Origin of the sequence: Isoptericola cucumis, assembly GCF_014635665.1 — a bacterium.
GTDB lineage: Bacteria > Actinomycetota > Actinomycetes > Actinomycetales > Cellulomonadaceae > Isoptericola > Isoptericola cucumis.
Genome location: NZ_BMDG01000009.1, coordinates 14,005 through 31,348 on the forward strand (window position 1 = coordinate 14,005; position 17,344 = coordinate 31,348).

Annotated in this window: 12 protein-coding genes; 9 read left to right on the forward strand and 3 right to left on the reverse strand. The window is 75.2% G+C overall.

Annotated elements, in window-relative coordinates; translation table 11 throughout:
• Window positions 1-32 precede the first annotated feature (32 nt).
• Both IEW03_RS13415 and IEW03_RS13420 read left to right on the forward strand, forming a co-directional pair.
• Window positions 33-1,190: an asparagine synthase-related protein gene (locus IEW03_RS13415; RefSeq protein ID WP_188524211.1), complete on the forward strand. Its 1,158-nt coding sequence runs from the start codon at window positions 33-35 to the stop codon at window positions 1,188-1,190.
• On the forward strand, window positions 1,187-1,627 hold the full coding sequence (locus IEW03_RS13420; protein ID WP_188524212.1) for a lasso peptide biosynthesis protein: 441 nt from the start codon (window positions 1,187-1,189) through the stop codon (window positions 1,625-1,627). The genes IEW03_RS13415 and IEW03_RS13420 overlap by 4 nt, the downstream gene beginning before the upstream one ends.
• 829 nt (window positions 1,628-2,456) lie before the next feature.
• On the opposite strand, the gene IEW03_RS13430 is transcribed toward IEW03_RS13420, so the two are convergent.
• Window positions 2,457-4,436 (reverse strand): ABC transporter ATP-binding protein, encoded by a 1,980-nt coding sequence (locus IEW03_RS13430; RefSeq protein ID WP_229738013.1) that lies wholly within the window; start codon window positions 4,434-4,436, stop codon window positions 2,457-2,459.
• A 160-nt stretch (window positions 4,437-4,596) separates the two neighbouring features.
• Between IEW03_RS13430 and IEW03_RS13435 the strand changes: the two genes are divergently transcribed.
• The gene (locus IEW03_RS13435; RefSeq protein ID WP_188524214.1) at window positions 4,597-5,745 is read left to right on the forward strand and encodes a nucleotidyltransferase domain-containing protein; all 1,149 of its coding nucleotides are present in this window, start codon (window positions 4,597-4,599) and stop codon (window positions 5,743-5,745) included.
• Window positions 5,746-5,760: 15 nt separating this feature from the next.
• Here IEW03_RS13435 and lhgD read toward each other — a convergent pair whose 3' ends face one another.
• On the reverse strand, window positions 5,761-6,978 hold the full coding sequence (gene lhgD / locus IEW03_RS13440; RefSeq protein ID WP_229738015.1) for an L-2-hydroxyglutarate dehydrogenase: 1,218 nt from the start codon (window positions 6,976-6,978) through the stop codon (window positions 5,761-5,763).
• 253 nt (window positions 6,979-7,231) lie between these two features.
• Between lhgD and IEW03_RS13445 the strand changes: the two genes are divergently transcribed.
• The 5 genes from IEW03_RS13445 to mfd all read left to right on the forward strand — a co-directional run bounded on the left by IEW03_RS13445 (window position 7,232) and on the right by mfd (window position 14,371).
• Complete coding sequence (locus IEW03_RS13445) at window positions 7,232-7,921, forward strand: DUF4190 domain-containing protein (protein ID WP_188524215.1); 690 nt, start codon at window positions 7,232-7,234, stop codon at window positions 7,919-7,921.
• Window positions 7,922-8,050: 129 nt separating this feature from the next.
• A complete protein-coding gene (locus IEW03_RS13450; protein WP_188524216.1) occupies window positions 8,051-8,707 on the forward strand; it encodes a DUF4190 domain-containing protein in 657 nt (218 codons plus the stop codon).
• 17 nt (window positions 8,708-8,724) lie between these two features.
• Entirely contained in the window at window positions 8,725-9,288 is a 564-nt protein-coding gene (locus IEW03_RS13455; protein WP_188524217.1) for a GrpB family protein, read from the forward strand.
• A gap of 139 nt (window positions 9,289-9,427) precedes the next feature.
• Complete coding sequence (locus IEW03_RS13460; protein WP_188524218.1) at window positions 9,428-10,423, forward strand: DUF4190 domain-containing protein; 996 nt, start codon at window positions 9,428-9,430, stop codon at window positions 10,421-10,423.
• Between the two features lie 327 nt (window positions 10,424-10,750).
• A complete protein-coding gene (mfd, locus tag IEW03_RS13465) occupies window positions 10,751-14,371 on the forward strand; it encodes a transcription-repair coupling factor (RefSeq protein ID WP_188524219.1) in 3,621 nt (1,206 codons plus the stop codon).
• A 32-nt stretch (window positions 14,372-14,403) separates the two neighbouring features.
• Here the strand turns inward: mfd and IEW03_RS13470 are convergent, their stop codons facing one another.
• Window positions 14,404-14,823: a TIGR03618 family F420-dependent PPOX class oxidoreductase gene (locus IEW03_RS13470; protein WP_188524220.1), complete on the reverse strand. Its 420-nt coding sequence runs from the start codon at window positions 14,821-14,823 to the stop codon at window positions 14,404-14,406.
• A 154-nt stretch (window positions 14,824-14,977) separates the two neighbouring features.
• Here IEW03_RS13470 and IEW03_RS13475 point away from each other — a divergent pair, with 154 nt between their 5' ends.
• Window positions 14,978-17,344 (forward strand): arylsulfatase, encoded by a 2,367-nt coding sequence (locus tag IEW03_RS13475; RefSeq protein WP_188524221.1) that lies wholly within the window; start codon window positions 14,978-14,980, stop codon window positions 17,342-17,344.

A 17,344-nucleotide genomic window follows, 5' to 3' on the forward strand; every position in this document is an offset into this window, starting at 1 on the left:
CGCCGTGTCGTCTCGACAACATCGGCTGGGACATGACGACCTTTTACCGTCCGACGGCGTTCGAGACCGCGGCGTGCTGGCTGCCGGGGCTGGTCGAGCCCGCCGCCCCCGCCGGCGCGGTCAGGCGCGACCCGCTCGACGAGCTCAAGGACGCGGTCCGGCGGTCGAGCGACGGACGGCCCGTCGCCGTCACCTTCTCGGGCGGCCGCGACTCCTCCGCCGTGCTCGCCGTGGCCACCGCGGTCTCGCGCGAGGACGGGCTCCCGGACCCGGTGCCCGTGACGTTCTGCTACCCGGGCGTCGCGGAGGCGGACGAGACCGACTGGCAGGAACGCGTCGTCGCGCACCTGGGCCTGTCGACGTGGCGGCGCCTCACCGTCGAGGACGAGAACGACCTCCTGGGGCGCGAGGCGCAGGCGAGCCTGCTGCGCCGCGGTCCGCTGTTCCCCGCGACGATGCACGTCAAGGACGCGATGCTCCGGGGGCTCGCCGGCCGCGTGGTGCTCACCGGCGAGGGCGGTGACGAGGTCTTCGGCGACCGTCGTGCCCGCGCACTGCTGCGCACCGCACGTGAGCGCGCGCGGCCGGGGACGCCCCGGCGCGCCGCCCTCGGCTCGCTGCTGCCCGCGCCGGTGCGCCGGCGCCGCGAGCACGCCGAGGTCCGGCGGAGCGTCGCTGCGCTGCCGTGGCTGACGGGCGCGACCGGTGAGCGCCTCGCGGACGCGATCGCCCGGGACGCCGCCGCCGAGCCGCTGTCGTACGCCGGTGGGCTGCGCTGGGTGCGCCGCCGCCGGGCGGGCCGGGTGTTCCTCCGCACGTACGGGCAGGTGGCCGCCGAGCACGACGTGGTGCTCGCGCACCCGCTCCTGGACGACGGCTTCCTCCGTTCGCTGGGGCGTCGCTTCCCCTGGGGGTTCACCGACCGGACCGCCGGCATGCGGGCCGTCTTCGGCCCGCTGCTGCCCGACGCCGTCTGCGCCCGGTCGAGCAAGGCGTCGTTCAACCGCGCGTACCTCGGCTCCGCGACCCGCGAGTTCGCCGCCCGGTGGGACGGCGAGGGCGTCGACCCGGAGCTGGTCGACGTCGACGCGCTGCGGGCCGCCTGGCTCTCCGGGTACCCGCCCGGCCCGACGAGCCTGCTGCTCCAGCAGGCGTGGCTCGCGTCGGTCGGCGCCCCGGTGCCGCCGTGACGGCGGCGGGAGCGTTCCGCCGGCTCGGCGCCGTCCCGCTCGCGGTGTGGTTCCTCGCGTCCGCGCTGGTCCTGGAGGCACGGCTGCGGCGCTGGGACCTGGCCCGGGTCGCGCAGCACTACGGGCTCGGCCTGCTGTCCACCCCGGGGGAGTCCCTCGGGGACCTCGACCTCGCCGGCCTCGGCGCCCGCGAGGTGCGGGAGCTGCGGGTGCTGCGCCGCGTCCTGCGGCTGCCCGGGGTCAACGGCACCTGCCTGCGCTCCACGGTGCTCGCGGGCCGCGTGCTGCGCGCGCGGCACCCGGCGCTCGTGCTGGGCGTCGCCAAGACCGGCGGCGTCGTCCGCGCCCACGCGTGGCTGCGGATCGGCCGCCACGACCTCGACCTGGACCGTGGGACGGGATTCCGCCCCCTCGTCGTCGACCACCAAGGAGCGTGACCGCCGTGGACCGCCAGCTGCTGTACGGCCTCGTCGTCGAGGCGCCGTTCGACCTGCACCAGGACCGGCGCGACGGCGGCGCGCGACCGGCGGACGTCGTCGTCACGACGGGCCCGGGCACCGACCAGCGCACCGTGCCGACGGGTCGGGAGATCCTGCACCACGCCGTCGCCGACGACCCCTGGTACACGGCGTGGGACCTCGGCGCGGACGGCCACCTCCTGCGGTTCCACGGCGCGTGCGACTTCGAGGTCTCCGCGGACCTCCGCGACGTGGTGCTCCGGGAGTCGGACGGCGTGGACCCCGGCCTGAGCCGGGTGCTCACGACGGGCGGGATGCTCGCCTTCCAGCTCGCGCTGCGCGGCGAGATCGTGCTGCACGCCAGCGCCGTCGAGGACGACGAGGGTGTCCTCGCCTTCGTCGGGTACTCGGGCATGGGCAAGTCGACGATGGCGACGCTGATGTGCGCCGACGGTGCCGCGCTCGTCACGGACGACGTCCTGCGGCTGGACCGCGACGGCGACGGCTTCGCGGCCCGGCTGGGGGCGACCGAGGTCCGCCTGCGCAAGGGGGCCGACACGCTGGTCGACCGCTTCGCCGGCCGCGCGCCGGGCCGGCGGGTCAGCGCCGACGCCCGCCACGTGCTGCAGCTCGGGGCCGGCGCGCGCGACGGCCGGCGCCTGCGCGCGATCGTCGTGCCGCGGCCCGACCGCGGCGGCGGCGACCTCGCCGTGTGCCGTCGCACGGGGACGGCGGCGCTCCTGGAGCTGCTCCACTACCCGCGCCTGCACGGCTGGCGGGACGCACGGCTGCAGAGCGAGCAGCTGGGTCACATGGCCGACGTCGCGCGCGGCGTGCCCGTGCTCGTCGCCGACGTGCCGTGGGGGCCGCCGTTCGGCCCGACGCTGGGGGCCCGGCTGGCCGAGGCGGTGTCGCGCGCGGTGGCGCCGTCGTCGGACCCCGCGCTGGTGGGCGCGGACGTCCCCGCCAGGTAGGACCGCGCCTGGACGGTGAACATCTCGGCGTAGGCGCCGTCGAGCGCCATCAGCTCGTCGTGGCTGCCCTCCTCGACGACGGCGCCGTCGTCGAGGACGACGATGCGGTCCGCGGAGCGCACGGTCGAGAAGCGGTGCGAGACGAAGAGCGCCGTCCGCCCGTCGAGCGTGGCCCGCAGCGACGAGAACAGGTCGTGCTCGGCCAGCGGGTCCATCGCCGCCGTCGGCTCGTCGAGGATGACGAGCGCGGCGTCGCGGTAGAAGGCGCGGGCGATCGCCACCCGCTGCCACTGGCCGCCGGACAGCTCCGTCCCCCCGGGGAACATCCGCGACAGCCGGGACTCGTAGCCGTCGGGGAGGCTCGCGAGCGCGGCGTCGACGCCCGCGACCCGGGCGGAGCGTCGCACGCGCTCGTGGTCCACCGGGACCTCGGAGCGGCCCAGCGCGACGTTCCACGTGGCGGTGTAGGCGTAGTGGACGAAGTCCTGGAAGATCACCGCGACCTGGTCGCGCACCGCCGCCCGGCGCAGCTCGGCCAGAGGACGCTCACCCCAGCGGACCTCGCCCGACGTCGGCACGTACAGCCCGGCCAGCAGCTTGGCGAGGGTGGTCTTGCCCGAGCCGTTGGCGCCGACGAGCGCCACGACCTCGCCCGGACGCAGGGCCAGGTCGACGGCCTGCAGCGCCGGCCGTTCCGCTCCGGGATAGGTGAACGACACCTTGCGGGCGAAGACGCCGGGGAACTCCGCGGGCGGCTCGGCGACGCCCTCGGCCGTGGCAGCCGCCGCGCGCCCCTCGTCCAGGAACTCGTGCACGTCGTCGAGGAACAGCCCGGACTCGAAGATCTGCTGGACGCCGCCGAAGATGCCCTGGATCTGACCCTGCAGCATCCGCACCGCGACGACGGCGGCGCCCGCCTCCGAGAACGAGACCGCGCCACGGGTGATGAGCCAGGCGAGCACGAGGAGCACGCCGGCCAGGACCACCGCGGCGGCGAGGTTCCCCACGCCGTGGGTGAGGGCCCGCCGGCGGACGTGCCGGCCCAGCGCGACCAGGTACGTCGCGTACAGCTCCCGGTAGCGCGACTGCAGCCACGGGGCGGACCCGAACGCCCGGATCTCCTTGGCCTCGTCGCGGGTGCTCTGCACGTAGTTGGTGTAGATGCGCTCGCGCTCGTTCGTCGTCTGGGCGACCTTGAACCCGAACTCCAGCCTGCCCTCACGCCGCCCGGTGACCAGCAGGGGCAGGCCCCCGACGGCGAGGAGCGGCAGCAGCACGGGGTGCAGCGCCACCAGGGCGGCGCCCACGCCCACCGTCGAGATCGTGGAGCCGACGAGGTCGAACACCCCCTGGGTGACCTGGAACGGCCGGGAGAGGGCGTTCACACGCACCCGTTGGAGCCGGTCGTAGAACACGGCCGACTCGAACTGCTCGAGCGGGACGCTCGTCGAGACGGCCTGGACGTCTTCGGCCATCAGCCGCGCGACGTGCTCGCCGAGCACCCGGCGCACCGAGACCTGGAGCCCGCCGGCCACCGTGGTCACGGCGGTGAGCGCGGCCAGCGCGATCACCGGCCCCACGACCGACCGCAACGTGCCGGAGCCGTCCGAGAGGCCGAGCAGCACGTCGAGCAGCGACGCGACGACCAGCACCTGGCCCGCCAGGGCGGCGGCGACGAGGACCTGCAGGGCGAGCATGACGACGAACGACGCGCGGCTCGCGCGCCACGAGACCGCGAGCGACCCGCGGACGTGGCGCAGCAGGCGCCGCGACCTCGCCTCGCCCGCGTCCCCGCCCGCCGTCGTCTCCGACACTGCGATCGCTCCGTCCCGGCCGTCGCCCGAGGGCGCCCGCGCCGGCGGATGCCGGCGCCACTCACGCTAGCCGCGACCGGGCGGCCGGTGGGCGGTCCCGGCGGGATTTCGCCCGCTGGCGGGGGTCCGCCGGGCTCGGTGCGCGCCTATCGTGCCGAGGGTGGACGGACGAACGACGGCGCGTCGACCGCTGGCCCAGCTGCTGGTCGACTCCGTCGCGCCGTCGGCCGCGCGGGGCCTCGCACCGCTCGAGAGCATCTCGCTGGAGCTGCTGGCCGACGCGGCGCAGGACCACCGGGTCCTCCCCGCGGTCGCCAAGCACGTCTCCGGGCGCCCGGACTGCCCGGAGGCGTGGCGGGCGCCGTTGCGCAGGGCGCGCGACGAGCAGGTGGTGCGGCACCTCGGGGTCCTCGCGGAGCTGTCCCGGCTCGGGGCGGTGCTCGACGGCGCCGACGTGCCGTGGGTCGTGGGCAAGGGCCCGACGGCCGCAGCGCTGTGGCCGGCGCCGGACATGCGGGAGTACTACGACCTCGACCTCTACGTGCCGCGCGCGATGTTCCGGCGTGCGGTCGGAGCGCTGGAGGACGGCGGGTGCACGGGCGAGGACCGCAACTGGCCGCTCATGGCGACGTCGCGCCGCGCCGAGTACGCGATGCGGGGCCCGCTGGGGGTGCACCTCGACCTGCACTGGGACGTCGCCGTCCCGCGCGGCACGCGACGTACCTATCGGACGGACCCGGACGCGATGATCGGCCGGCGCCGGGCGGTCGACCTGGGCGGGGGCCGGACCGCTCCTACCTTCGACCCGGTCGACACGGTGCTCGTGCTGGCGTTCCACGCCGCGCAGTGCGGCGCCGGTCGGCTCATGTGGCTCGTGGACGTGGCGCGCGCGGTCGAGGCCTGCGGTGCGGCGCGGGCCGGGATCGGGGCGCGTGCCCGGGCCATGCGGATGGAGGCGCCCGTGGGCCTCGTGCTGGACCGCGCGGCCCGGGTGCTCGGGGACCTGGGGGAGACCGGCCTGCGTCGCCGAGGCGCCCTGGGGGCGGCGACGGCGGCGCTCGACGCGCGGCACGGCTTCCCGGACCTGCCGGGGGACCGGCACCGCGCCGGCCGGCTCTACTCGAGCGCTCGGCCGCGGGCGTGGGGGACCGCGGCGGCCCTGGTGCGCGACGCGGTCGCGGACCGCAGGATCGAACGAGCGATCCGGCGCGGTGTGCCGGGCGCGGACGAGAAGGCCCTGCGGCACGACGTCCCCGACCCCGCCGCGCGGGCGGACTACTTCCGGTTCGTGGACTCGGGTGCCGGCTGACCCGCGGCGACGGCCTCAGCGCACTCCCACCAGCGTCCGGTCCAGCTCCGCCTGGACGTGCGCGGCGATCTCGAGCGACGCCGTCGCGGCGGGCGACGGCGCGTTGACGACGTGCACCTGCCGCGGCGCGGTGCGCAGCAGGAAGTCGTCGACGAGGGAGCCGTCGCGGTGCAGCGCCTGCGCCCGGACGCCGGCGGGCGCGGGGTGCAGGTCGTCGGCGGTGGTGCCGGGCAGCATGCGGGCGACGGCGGAGGCGAACAGGGTGCGCGACATCGAGCGCGCCACCTCCTCGGCGCCCGGCACGAGGTTGCGGCCGGCGAGCCGCCACAGGCCGGGCCAGGAGAGCGAGTCGGCGACGTCGCGCAGGGAGACGTCGCGGCGGCGGTACCCCTCGCGGGCCAGGGCGAGCACGGCGTTCGGCCCGGCGTGCACCCCGCCGGTGACGCCGCGCGTCAGGTGCACGCCCAGGAACGGGAACCGCGGGTCGGGCACCGGGTAGACGAGGCCGCGCACGCGGTCCGCCGCGGCGGGCGCGAGGTCGAAGTACTCGCCGCGGAAGGGCACGATCCGCGCGCCGGGGTCGACGCCGCAGGCGAGCGCGAGCCGGTCGGCGTGCAGGCCGCCGCAGACGACCAGCGCGTCGGCGACCAGCTCGGACGTCCCGTGCCCGCCGCCCGCGGTGGTCTCCACCTCGGCGCGTACCTCCTGACCGACGGTGCGCGCGCGGCGCAGGGCGCGGCCGAGCAGCAGCGTCCCGCCGGCGTCGGTCACCTGGCGGGCGAGGACGTCGCAGACGCCGCGGTAGTCGACCACGCCGGTGGTCTCGACGCGCAGCGCCCCCACGCACCTGATCTCCGGCTCGTGCTCCCGCGCCTCGGCGGGGCTGAGCTCCCGCACCGGCACGCCGTTCGCGGCCCCCCGCGCGGCGAGCGTGCGCAGCCGGTCGAGCTCGTCCGCGGCGGTCGCGACGACGAGCTTGCCGGGGGTCGCGACGGCGACGCCGTGCTCGGCGGCGAAGCGCGTCATGGACGCGGCGCCCGCGGTGCCGAGCCGGGCCTTCAGACTCCCGGGCGCGTAGTAGAGGCCGGAGTGGATGACGCCGGAGTTGCGCCCGGTCTGGTGGTGGGCGAGGCCCGGTTCCTTGTCGATCACCGTGACCTCGTCGCCGCGACGCGCGAGGCGTGCCGCGGTGGCGAGCCCGATGATCCCGGCGCCGACGACGAGTACCCGCACGATCCCTCCAGGTGCTGGCAGGAAGCTGGTGGCGGGCCGGGTCCCAGGCCGGGCCCGCCGGCATCAGGATGTCACCGGCCGCGGGGCCGGCGGGAGTGCCGGACGGGGTGAACGGACGGGTGAACAGCGGTCCATGGTGACGAAACGGTCACGAGAGGGCGAGGCGTCTTGTGGCGGCGTCGTCCGCGGTGCGACTCTCGGCGCTGCACGCGCGGGGGACGGCTCTCGTCGCGACGGACGGAGAGTGGTGGGCATGGACCAGGGTGACGGGTTCCGGGGCACGGGCGCGACGGACGGGTGGAACCCGTACGAGCCGGTCGCGGACGACCAGGGCGGGTCGACGACGCCGCCCGGTCAGGCCCACGGCCCGGCGACCTCCACGGTCGCGGAGCCCTACACGGGCTACACGACGCAGGAGACCTCGCCGTACGCGCAGTCGCCGTACGCGCAGTCGCCGTACGCGCAGTCCCCGTATCCGGCCGCGGCGCCGGCGCCGCAGGGCACCGACGGCGTGTCGATCGCGGCGCTCGTCACCGGGATCCTCGGGCTCGCGCTGGTCCCGCTGGTCCTCGGCATCGTGGGGGTGTCGAGGACGACCAGGTCCCAGCGGCCGGGCAAGGGGCTCGCCATCGCCGGCATCGTGCTCGGCGCGCTCTCGACCGTCGGCTGGCTGATCGGGGTGCTGGTCCTCGTGGCGACGTTCGGGGCGCTGGAGCAGCAGGGCGTGCTGGACGACCTGAGCTCGGAGATCTCGCAGGGCACGGCCCAGTCCTACGGTGACGACGCGACCCTCGACGGCCTCTACGACTCCTGCGAGGGCGGTGACGACCTCGCCTGCGACGAGCTCTACTGGGAGTCCGCCCCGGGTTCCGAGTACGAAGACTTCGCCCTGACCTGCGGCGGGCGCGGCGACCGGTGCCTGTTCGACGTGGGCGAGGACTGACGGGGCTCGCCGACGCGCGGGCGGCACGACAGGTCCCTCCTCGCCGCGCAGACGGTGCAGGTCGGGCATAGTGGGAGGTCACAGGGCGCCGCGGGTCTCGCGGCGGACGCCGACGAGGGAGGAACGGCCATGAGCCAGGACGACGGCACGCAGCCGAACCCGGACGAGCGGACGCCGGGGGAGTCGCAGCCGCCGCAGCCGGGCACGCCGGCGTCGCCGCAGCAGCCCGACCCGTACGCGCAGCCCGACCCGTACGCGCAGCCCGACCCGTACGCGCAGCCCGACCCGTCGGCCGGGCCGGACCCCGCCGCCCGGCCGGACCCGTACGGGCAGCCGCCGGCGGCACCGCAGGTCTCGTACGGCCAGCAGCCCCCGGGTTCCCCGCAGGACCCGAACCAGCCGCCCGGCTACGCGTCCGGCCAGCCGGAGGGGCAGTATCCCCAGCAGTACCCCCAGCAGCAGTACGCCCAGCCGTACGGGCAGCAGTACGCGCCGCCGTCGGCCGGCACGGACGGCTTCTCTATCGCGGCGCTGGTCACCGGCATCCTCGGCCTGGCGATCATCCCGGTGGTGCTGGGCATCATCGGGCTGTCGCGGGTGAAGCGCACCGGCCAGTCCGGCAAGGGGCTCGCGATCGCGGGCATCGTGCTCGGCGCGATCGGGATCATCGCGTGGATCGTCTTCATCGTGCTGGCCGCGGCTCTCGTCAGCCAGGTCGACCCCGACGACATCCAGCGCATGTACGACTCGTCGGCGCAGCTGTCCGGCGTGCTCCAGACGGTGTAGGGCGGCCCGGGGCAGCCGTGGTCGAGGTCGTCGACCACCAGCCGGCCTGGGCGGAGCGTTTCTCCGAGCTGCGGGCCGCGTACGCCCGTGCCCTCGACGCGGCCGGCGCGCCCTACCGGAGCATCGAGCACGTGGGCAGCACCGCGGTCCCCGGCCTGGCGGCGAAGCCGGTGGTCGACGTCGACGTCGTGGTCGCCGAGGCCGGCGTCGACGGCGCGACGGCGGCGCTGGCGGGCCTCGGCCTCGTCCCGCGCGGTGACCTCGGGGTGGCCGGCCGCTACGCCTTCGGCGTCCCCGAGCGCTTTCGGCCGAGCAACACCTACGTCGTGGTCGACGGCTCCCTGGCGCTGCGGAACCACCTGGCCGTGCGTGACACCCTCCGGTCGGACGCCGCGCTGCGGGCCGAGTACGACGCGGTCAAGCGCCGGGCCGCCGCGGTGGCCGCCGACATCGACGAGTACCTCCTGCTCAAGAGCGAGGTCCTCGGCCGCATCCTGGCTCGGGCGGGGCTGTCGGACGACGAGCGGGCCGCGATCGCCGACACCAACCGTCGCATCGCCACCCGCGGCGCGCACGGCTGAGGCACCCCGGGGACGGGCCCGGCGGCACCGGGCGACGTGCCGGTTCGGTGGAGGCGTCGTGACGCCGGCGGACCGGGGCTGACTCCGACCGGTCGGGTTGCGTAGCATCGGCGTCTCGTCGACTCGACCCGGGAGCCTCATGAGCCAGCAGCACGGCGCCGACCAGCACGGATACGACCCGCGGTCGGAACCGCACACCCAGGTGCTGCCCGGGCAGCGGGACGTGCCCCCGCCGCCGGCGGACCACACGCAGGTGATGTCGCCGGCGGCCTCGGACCACACGCAGGTGATGTCGCCGGCCGCCTCGGACCGCACGCAGGTGCTGCCGCCGCACCAGCAGGCGCCGGCGCCCGAGGCCACCCAGGTGCTGCCCGCGTCCGCCCCGGAGCGCACGCAGGCGCTCCCGTCGCGCGGCACCGACGCACCGTTCGGCGGGCAGACGCCGCCCCCGGCGCCGCGACAGGACCCGTGGGGCGCGGCGCAGCCGTACCCGCAGGCGCAGGCACCCGCGCCGGCGCCCGTGCACGGCGCGCGCCCCGGTGGGGACGGCTACGGGCAGGGCGGCTACGGGCAGGGCGGCCACCAGCCCGCGCCGACGCCGCCGCGCGAGCCCGCGCGACGCGGCACGGAGCCGACGGCGGTCGCGGCCCTCCTGTTCGGGCTGCTGGGCATCGTCGTCCCGCTGGTCGGGATCCTGGCGATCATCCTGGGCAGCATCGGCCGCGACCGGACGCGCCGGCGCGGCACCAGCGGCCGGGGCATGGCCACGACGGGCGTGGTGCTGGGCACCATCCAGCTGATCCTCACCACGCTGCTGGTGGTGGGGGGCCTGCTGTTCTGGAACGCCTACGGCGACCAGATCGAGGCGGCCCTGGACTCCGCGAGCGAGCTGGCCGGCACGGACATCTCCGTGCCCGAGCTGCTGCTGGGCGGGATCACGGGCGACTTCTCCCTCGACGACCTGCAGGAGCTCGGCGGCCTGGTCGGCAACGCGGGCGAGCTGCAGGAGCTGGGCGGCCAGTGCCAGGCCGGCGACGCCGCGGCCTGCGAGGACCTGCTGCAGAACGTGCCCGAGGACCTGATCCCGGAGAACCTGCCCGAGAACCTGCAGGACTACCTGCCCTCCGGGAGCTGACGGCGCCCGACCCCGGCGCCCACCCGACCCGGTGCCCACCCGCCCTGGCGCCCGCGAGTGCTGGCCCGGGGGCCGGTCGCCGCGGGCGGGGCGTCGGAGGGTCGGCGTAGTCTGGTGCGGCACGCCCGGCCCCCCCGCCGGGCGCACGGTGCCCGCCCCAGGCCCGCCCGCACGGTCGGTGCGCTCACGGTCGGTCCACCTCGTGCGTCCCGGGGAGAGCTGGGCCTGTCGTCGTGCCTGCGCCCGTCGAGCCGCGTGCTCGTCGAGGCGCCCGCCCGGCGTGACCGCCGTTCGACAGACGCGCCCAGCCCGCCCCGAAGGACCCGCATGAACCTCACCGGCATCGTCCCCGCCCTGCTCGCCGACCCCGGCGCCGCGGCCGCCCTGGACCACGTGACGGCGGGCGGCGAGGCCGACGTCGTCGGGCCGGCGGGCGTGCGCGCGCCCCTGCTGGCCGCGGCCGCCGAGCGGCGCCCGCTCGTCGTCGTCACCGCCACGGGCCGCGAGGCCGACGAGCTCGCCGCGGCGGTGCGGGCGTACCTGCCCGACGAGCACGCCGACGACGTCGCCGTGCTGCCCGCGTGGGAGACGCTGCCGCACGAGCGCCTGTCGCCCCGCGCGGACACCGTCGCCAAGCGGCTCGCCGTCTTCCGGCGGCTCGCGCACCCCGCCGCCGAGCGGGGGCAGACCGGCCCGATCCGGGTCCTCGTCATGCCTGCCCGGGCGCTGCTGCAGCCCGTCGTCGACGGCCTCGGCGAGCTGGAGCCCGTCGAGCTGCACACCGGCACGTCGGCGGACCTCACGGACGTGGCCGACCGCCTCGTCGGCGCGGCGTACACGCGCGTGGACATGGTGGAGCGGCGCGGGGAGTTCGCGGTGCGCGGCGGCATCCTCGACGTCTTCCCGCCCACCGAGGACCACCCGCTGCGCGTCGAGTTCTGGGGCGACGAGGTCACGGAGATCCGCTGGTTCGCCGTCGCCGACCAGCGCTCCCTCGAGATCGCCGAGCAGGGTCTGTGGGCGCCGCCGTGCCGGGAGATCCTGCTGACCGACGCCGTGCGCGAGCGCGCCGCCGCCCTCACCGAGCGCCTGCCCGGCGCCATCGAGATGCTGGACCGGCTGGCCGCGGGCGTCGCCGTCGAGGGCATGGAGTCGCTCGCTCCCGTGCTGGTCGACCGCATGGTGCCGGTGCTCGACCTCGTGCCCGACGACGCGCTGCTGATCCTCGACGAGCCGGAGCGCGTGCGCAGGCGCGCGCACGACCTCGTCGCGACCACCGAGGAGTTCCTCGCCGCCGCCTGGACGGGCGCCGTCGCGGGGGGCGCGGCGCCGATCGACCTCTCCGCCGCGTCGTTCGAGACGTTCACCGAGGTGCGCGACGTCGCCGCCCGCCGCGGGCTCGGCTGGTGGACGCTGTCGAGCTTCGCGCTCGACGCCGGCGCGCCCGAGGGCGAGGACGTCGACGCCGTGCCCGCCCAGGGTGCCGCGGTCGACGGCGTCGCGACGTTCACCGTCGGCGCGCGCGACGTCGAGCACTACCGCGGCGACCTGCAGCGCGCGCTGGACGACGTGCAGACCCTGCAGCGCGCGGGCTGGCGGCTCGTGCTCACCACGGAGGGCCACGGCCCGGCGCGGCGCATGGTCGAGCAGCTCGCGTCCGTCGACACGGCCGCCCGGCTGGTGACCGAGCTGGGCGAGGAGCCGGAGGGCGGCGTCGTGCTGGTCGCCCCGGCGCTGGTCGGCAAGGGCTTCGTCGCCACCGACCTGCGGCTCGCCGTCTTCAGCGAGTCCGACCTCACCGGCCGGCAGGGCTCCACGACGCGCGACATGCGCAAGATGCCGAGCCGGCGGCGCAACGTCGTCGACCCGCTGCAGCTCAAGGCCGGCGACTTCGTCGTGCACGAGCAGCACGGCGTCGGCCGGTTCGTCGAGATGGTGCAGCGCACCCTCGGCGCGGGCGCGAACGCCGCGACGCGTGAGTACCTGGTGATCGAGTACGCGTCGTCGAAGCGGGGCCAGCCGGGCGACCGGCTGTTCGTGCCCATGGACCAGCTCGACCAGGTCACCAAGTACACGGGCGGCGAGTCGCCGTCGCTGTCCAAGATGGGCGGCGCCGACTGGAAGAACACCAAGGCGCGGGCGCGCAAGCACGTGCGGGAGATCGCGAGCGAGCTCATCCGCCTGTACTCGGCCCGCATGGCCACGCAGGGGCACGCCTTCGGCCCGGACACGCCGTGGCAGCGCGAGCTCGAGGACGCGTTCGCGTACGTCGAGACGCCCGACCAGCTCGTCACCATCGACGAGGTCAAGGCCGACATGGAGAAGGCCGTCCCGATGGACCGGCTGATCTGCGGCGACGTCGGCTACGGCAAGACGGAGATCGCCATCCGCGCGGCGTTCAAGGCGGTGCAGGACGGCAAGCAGGTGGCCGTCCTCGTGCCCACGACGCTGCTGGTGCAGCAGCACTTCGACACCTTCTCGGAGCGGTACGCCGGCTTCCCCGTCACGGTCCGGGCGCTGTCGCGCTTCCAGTCGGAGAAGGAGTCGAAGGACACCATCGAGGGGCTGCGCCAGGGCACCGTCGACGTCGTCATCGGCACGCACCGCCTCATCACCGGGCAGGTGCCGTTCAAGGACCTCGGCCTGGTGATCGTCGACGAGGAGCAGCGCTTCGGCGTCGAGCACAAGGAGACGCTCAAGCAGCTGCGCACCAACGTGGACGTGCTCGCGATGAGCGCCACGCCCATCCCGCGCACGCTGGAGATGGCGGTCACCGGCATCCGGGAGATGTCGACGCTGGCCACCCCGCCGGAGGAGCGCCACCCCGTGCTCACGTACGTGGGCGCGTACGAGGAGAAGCAGATCGCCGCGGCCCTGCGGCGCGAGCTGCTGCGCGAGGGCCAGGTCTTCTACGTGCACAACAAGGTCGAGACGATCGACCGCACGGCGAGCAAGCTGCGCGAGCTCGTGCCCGAGGCCCGCGTCGGCGTCGCGCACGGCAAGATGAGCGAGCACCAGCTGGACCAGGTGATCCGCGCCTTCTGGGAGAAGGAGCTGGACGTGCTGGTCTGCACCACGATCATCGAGACCGGCCTGGACATCTCGAACTCGAACACGCTGATCCTGGAGCGGGCGGACGTGCTCGGCCTGTCGCAGCTGCACCAGCTGCGCGGCCGCGTGGGCCGCGGCCGCGAGCGCGCGTACGCGTACTTCCTGTACCCGCCGGAGCGCCCGCTCACCGACACCGCGCACGACCGGCTCGCCACCATGGCGGCGCACACCGACCTCGGGGCCGGCATGCAGATCGCGATGAAGGACCTCGAGATCCGCGGGGCGGGCAACCTGCTCGGCGGGGAGCAGTCGGGGCACATCGCGGGCGTCGGCTTCGACCTCTACGTGCGCATGGTCGGCGAGGCGGTGGCCGCCTTCCGCGGGGACCGCGAGGAGGAGCAGCCCGACGTCACCATCGAGCTGCCCGTGGACGCGCACCTGCCCGAGTCGTACATCGCGACCGAGCGGCTGCGCCTGGAGGCGTACAAGAAGATCGCGGCGGCGCAGGACGCCGCGGGCCTCGCGGAGGTGCGGGCCGAGCTCGTCGACCGCTACGGCGCGCTGCCGGACGTCGCGTCCGCGCTGTTCGAGGTCGCCGACTTCCGCAACCACGCGCGCCGCGCCGGGCTCACCGACGTCACCGCGCAGGGCAAGTTCGTGCGGTTCGCGCCGGTCGACCTGCCCGAGTCGGCGCAGCTGCGGCTCAAGCGGCTGTACCCGGGCACGATCCTCAAGCCCGCCATCCGCGCCTTCCTCGTGCCGTTCCCGACGACGGCGCGCATCGGCGGCCGCCCGCTGCGGGGCGCCGAGGTGCTCACGTGGGCGCGTCAGCTCATCGACGCCGTGGTGCTGGGGGAGGTCTCCGCCGCCGCGACGGTGGGCACGTCGTCCCGCTGACGGATCGGCCGGGGCACATCAGCCGGAGGTCGTCAGCCGAACGACATCGCCGTGGCGTGCTCGACCTCCGCCAGGAAGACGACGCGGTCCTCGTCGCGCGAGTACGGCGCGCCCGTGTAGGCGCACGACATCCGGTCCACGACGACCCACGCCGTCGCGCCCACCAGGACCTCGACGACGCGGCCGCGCAGCATCGCCATCTCCCACGGCCGCTCCGCGTGGGTCACGGACACCGCCACCCGGGGGTCGTGGTCGACGTTGCGCGCCTTGCGCGAGCGGGGGCCGGTGAGGAACGCGAGCCGCTCGCCCTCCCACGCGACCCAGACGGGCACGGAGTGCGGCGACCCGTCCGGCAGCAGCGTCGCCAGGTGCGCGACGTGCGGCTCCGCGACGAGCGTGCGGGCGAGGTCCGGGACGTGGGCGGGGCCGGGGACGTGCGTGGCGGTCGTCATGCGGGTGTGACCCCGCGGGCCGGCGGGACTCATCGACGGTCGCACCGGCGCGAGCTGCGCCGGGCGTTCACCCGGTCTGGGTGATGTGCCGGGGGCGGACCTCTCCCTAGCGTCGATGCTGTCCGTTCCCCGAGCCCGACCGGCGGAGTCCCTGATGCGTCCTGACGTGCACGCCCGCACCATGCTGCCCATCCCGGACCGCCCGGCACCGGGTCTCACCACCTACGACGCGAAGGACCCGGACACCGCGTACCCGCCGATCGAGCCGCTGCTGCCGCCGGAGGGCGCGCCGAACGTCGTCGTCGTCCTGCTGGACGACGTCGGGTTCGGGGCGTCGAGCGTGTTCGGCGGGCCGTGCCGCACGCCCACGGCCGAGCGGCTCGCCGCGAACGGGCTGCGGTTCAACCGGTTCCACACGACGGCGCTGTGCGCCCCGACGCGCCAGTCCCTGCTCACGGGACGCAACCACCACTCGGTCGGCATGGGCAGCATCACCGAGACGGCGACGTCCGCCCCGGGGAACAGCTCGCTGCGGCCCAACACCAAGGCCCCGCTGGCGACGACCCTGAAGCTCAACGGCTACTCGACGGCCCAGTTCGGCAAGTGTCACGAGGTGCCCGTCTGGCAGACGTCGCCGATGGGCCCGTTCGACGCCTGGCCCACGGGCGGGGGCGGGTTCGAGACCTTCTACGGCTTCATCGGCGGCGAGAACAACCAGTGGGACCCGGCGCTCTACGACGGCACGACGCCGGTCGAGCCGCCCGCGACCGCCGAGGAGGGCTACCACCTCACCGAGGACCTCCTCGACCACGCGTGCGCCTGGGTGCGCCAGCAGAAGGCGCTCATGCCGGACCGGCCGTTCTTCGTCTACCTGGCGCCCGGAGCGGCGCACGCCCCGCACCACGTGGCCCCCGAGTGGATCGAGAAGTACCGGGGCGACTTCGACGACGGGTGGGACGTGCAGCGCGAGCGGACGTTCGCCCGCCAGCAGGAGCTCGGCGTCGTGCCGCCCGACGCGGCGCTCACCGCACGGCACGACGAGATCCCCGCGTGGGACGACATGCCCGACGACCTCAAGCCCGTGCTCGCCCGGCAGATGGAGACGTACGCGGGCTTCCTCGAGCACACCGACGTGCAGGTGGGCCGGCTGATCGACACCCTCGCCGACCTCGAGGTCCTGGACGACACCCTCGTCCTGTACATCATCGGCGACAACGGCGCGTCGGCCGAGGGCACCGTCCAGGGCGCGTTCAACGAGATGGCGAACTTCAACGGCATGGCCGCGCTCGAGACGCCCGAGTTCCTGCGCTCCAAGATGGACGAGTTCGGCTCCCCGTCGTCGTACAACCACTACGCCGTGGGCTGGGCGTGGGCCATGGACACCCCGTACCAGTGGACCAAGCAGGTCGCCTCGCACTGGGGCGGCACCCGGAACGGCACGCTCGTGCACTGGCCGCGAGGCATCGCCGAGCGCGGCGGGCTGCGCTCGCAGTTCACGCACGTCGTCGACGTGGCGCCCACGGTGCTGGAGGCCGCGGGGATCCCGGAGCCGGTCATGGTCAACGGCGTGCAGCAGGCGCCCATGGAGGGGACGTCGATGCTGTACGCCTTCGGCGATGGCGACAGCCCCGAGCGGCACGACCTGCAGTACTTCGAGATGTTCGGCAACCGGGGCGTCTACCACCGGGGCTGGAGCGCCGTCACCAAGCACCGCACGCCGTGGGTCATGGTCGGCGGCATCGTGCCGGCGTTCGACGACGACATGTGGGAGCTGTACGACGGGACGAGCGACTTCAGCCAGGCCCACGACCTCGCGGCCGACCGTCCGGACGTCCTCGCGCGGCTGCAGCGGCTGTGGCTCATCGAGGCCACCAAGTACAACGTGCTGCCCCTGGACGACCGCACGTCCGAGCGGCTGGAGCCCACGATGGCGGGGCGCCCGACGCTCGTGCACGGCACGTCGCAGCTCTTCTACCCCGGCATGGGCCGGCTGAGCGAGAACAGCGTGGTGAGCGTGAAGAACCGGTCGTTCTCCGTGACCGCGGAGGTGGAGGTGCCGGGCTCCGGGGCCGAGGGCGTGCTCCTCGCACAGGGCGGGCGGTTCGGAGGGTGGAGCGTGTACGCCCACGACGGCCGGCTGACCTTCGCGTACAACGTGCTCGGCATCCACCTGTACCGGGTGGTGGCCGACGAACCGGTCCCCGAGGGCACGCACCAGCTGCGGGCCGAGCTCGCGTACGACGGGGGCGGGCTCGGCAAGGGCGGCGACGTGACGCTCTACCACGACGGTGTCCTGGTGGGGTCGGGCCGGGTCGACGCGACGCAGCCGCTCGTCTTCTCCGCCGACGAGACGACGGACGTCGGGTACGAGTCGGGCACCACCGTCTCGCCGGACTACACCGCGCACGACAGCAGGTTCACCGGCCGGCTCCGCTGGGTCCAGCTCGACGTGGGGAAGGACGACCACGACCACTTCATCAGCCCGGAGGAGCGCCTCCGGGTCGCGATGGCACGGCAGTAG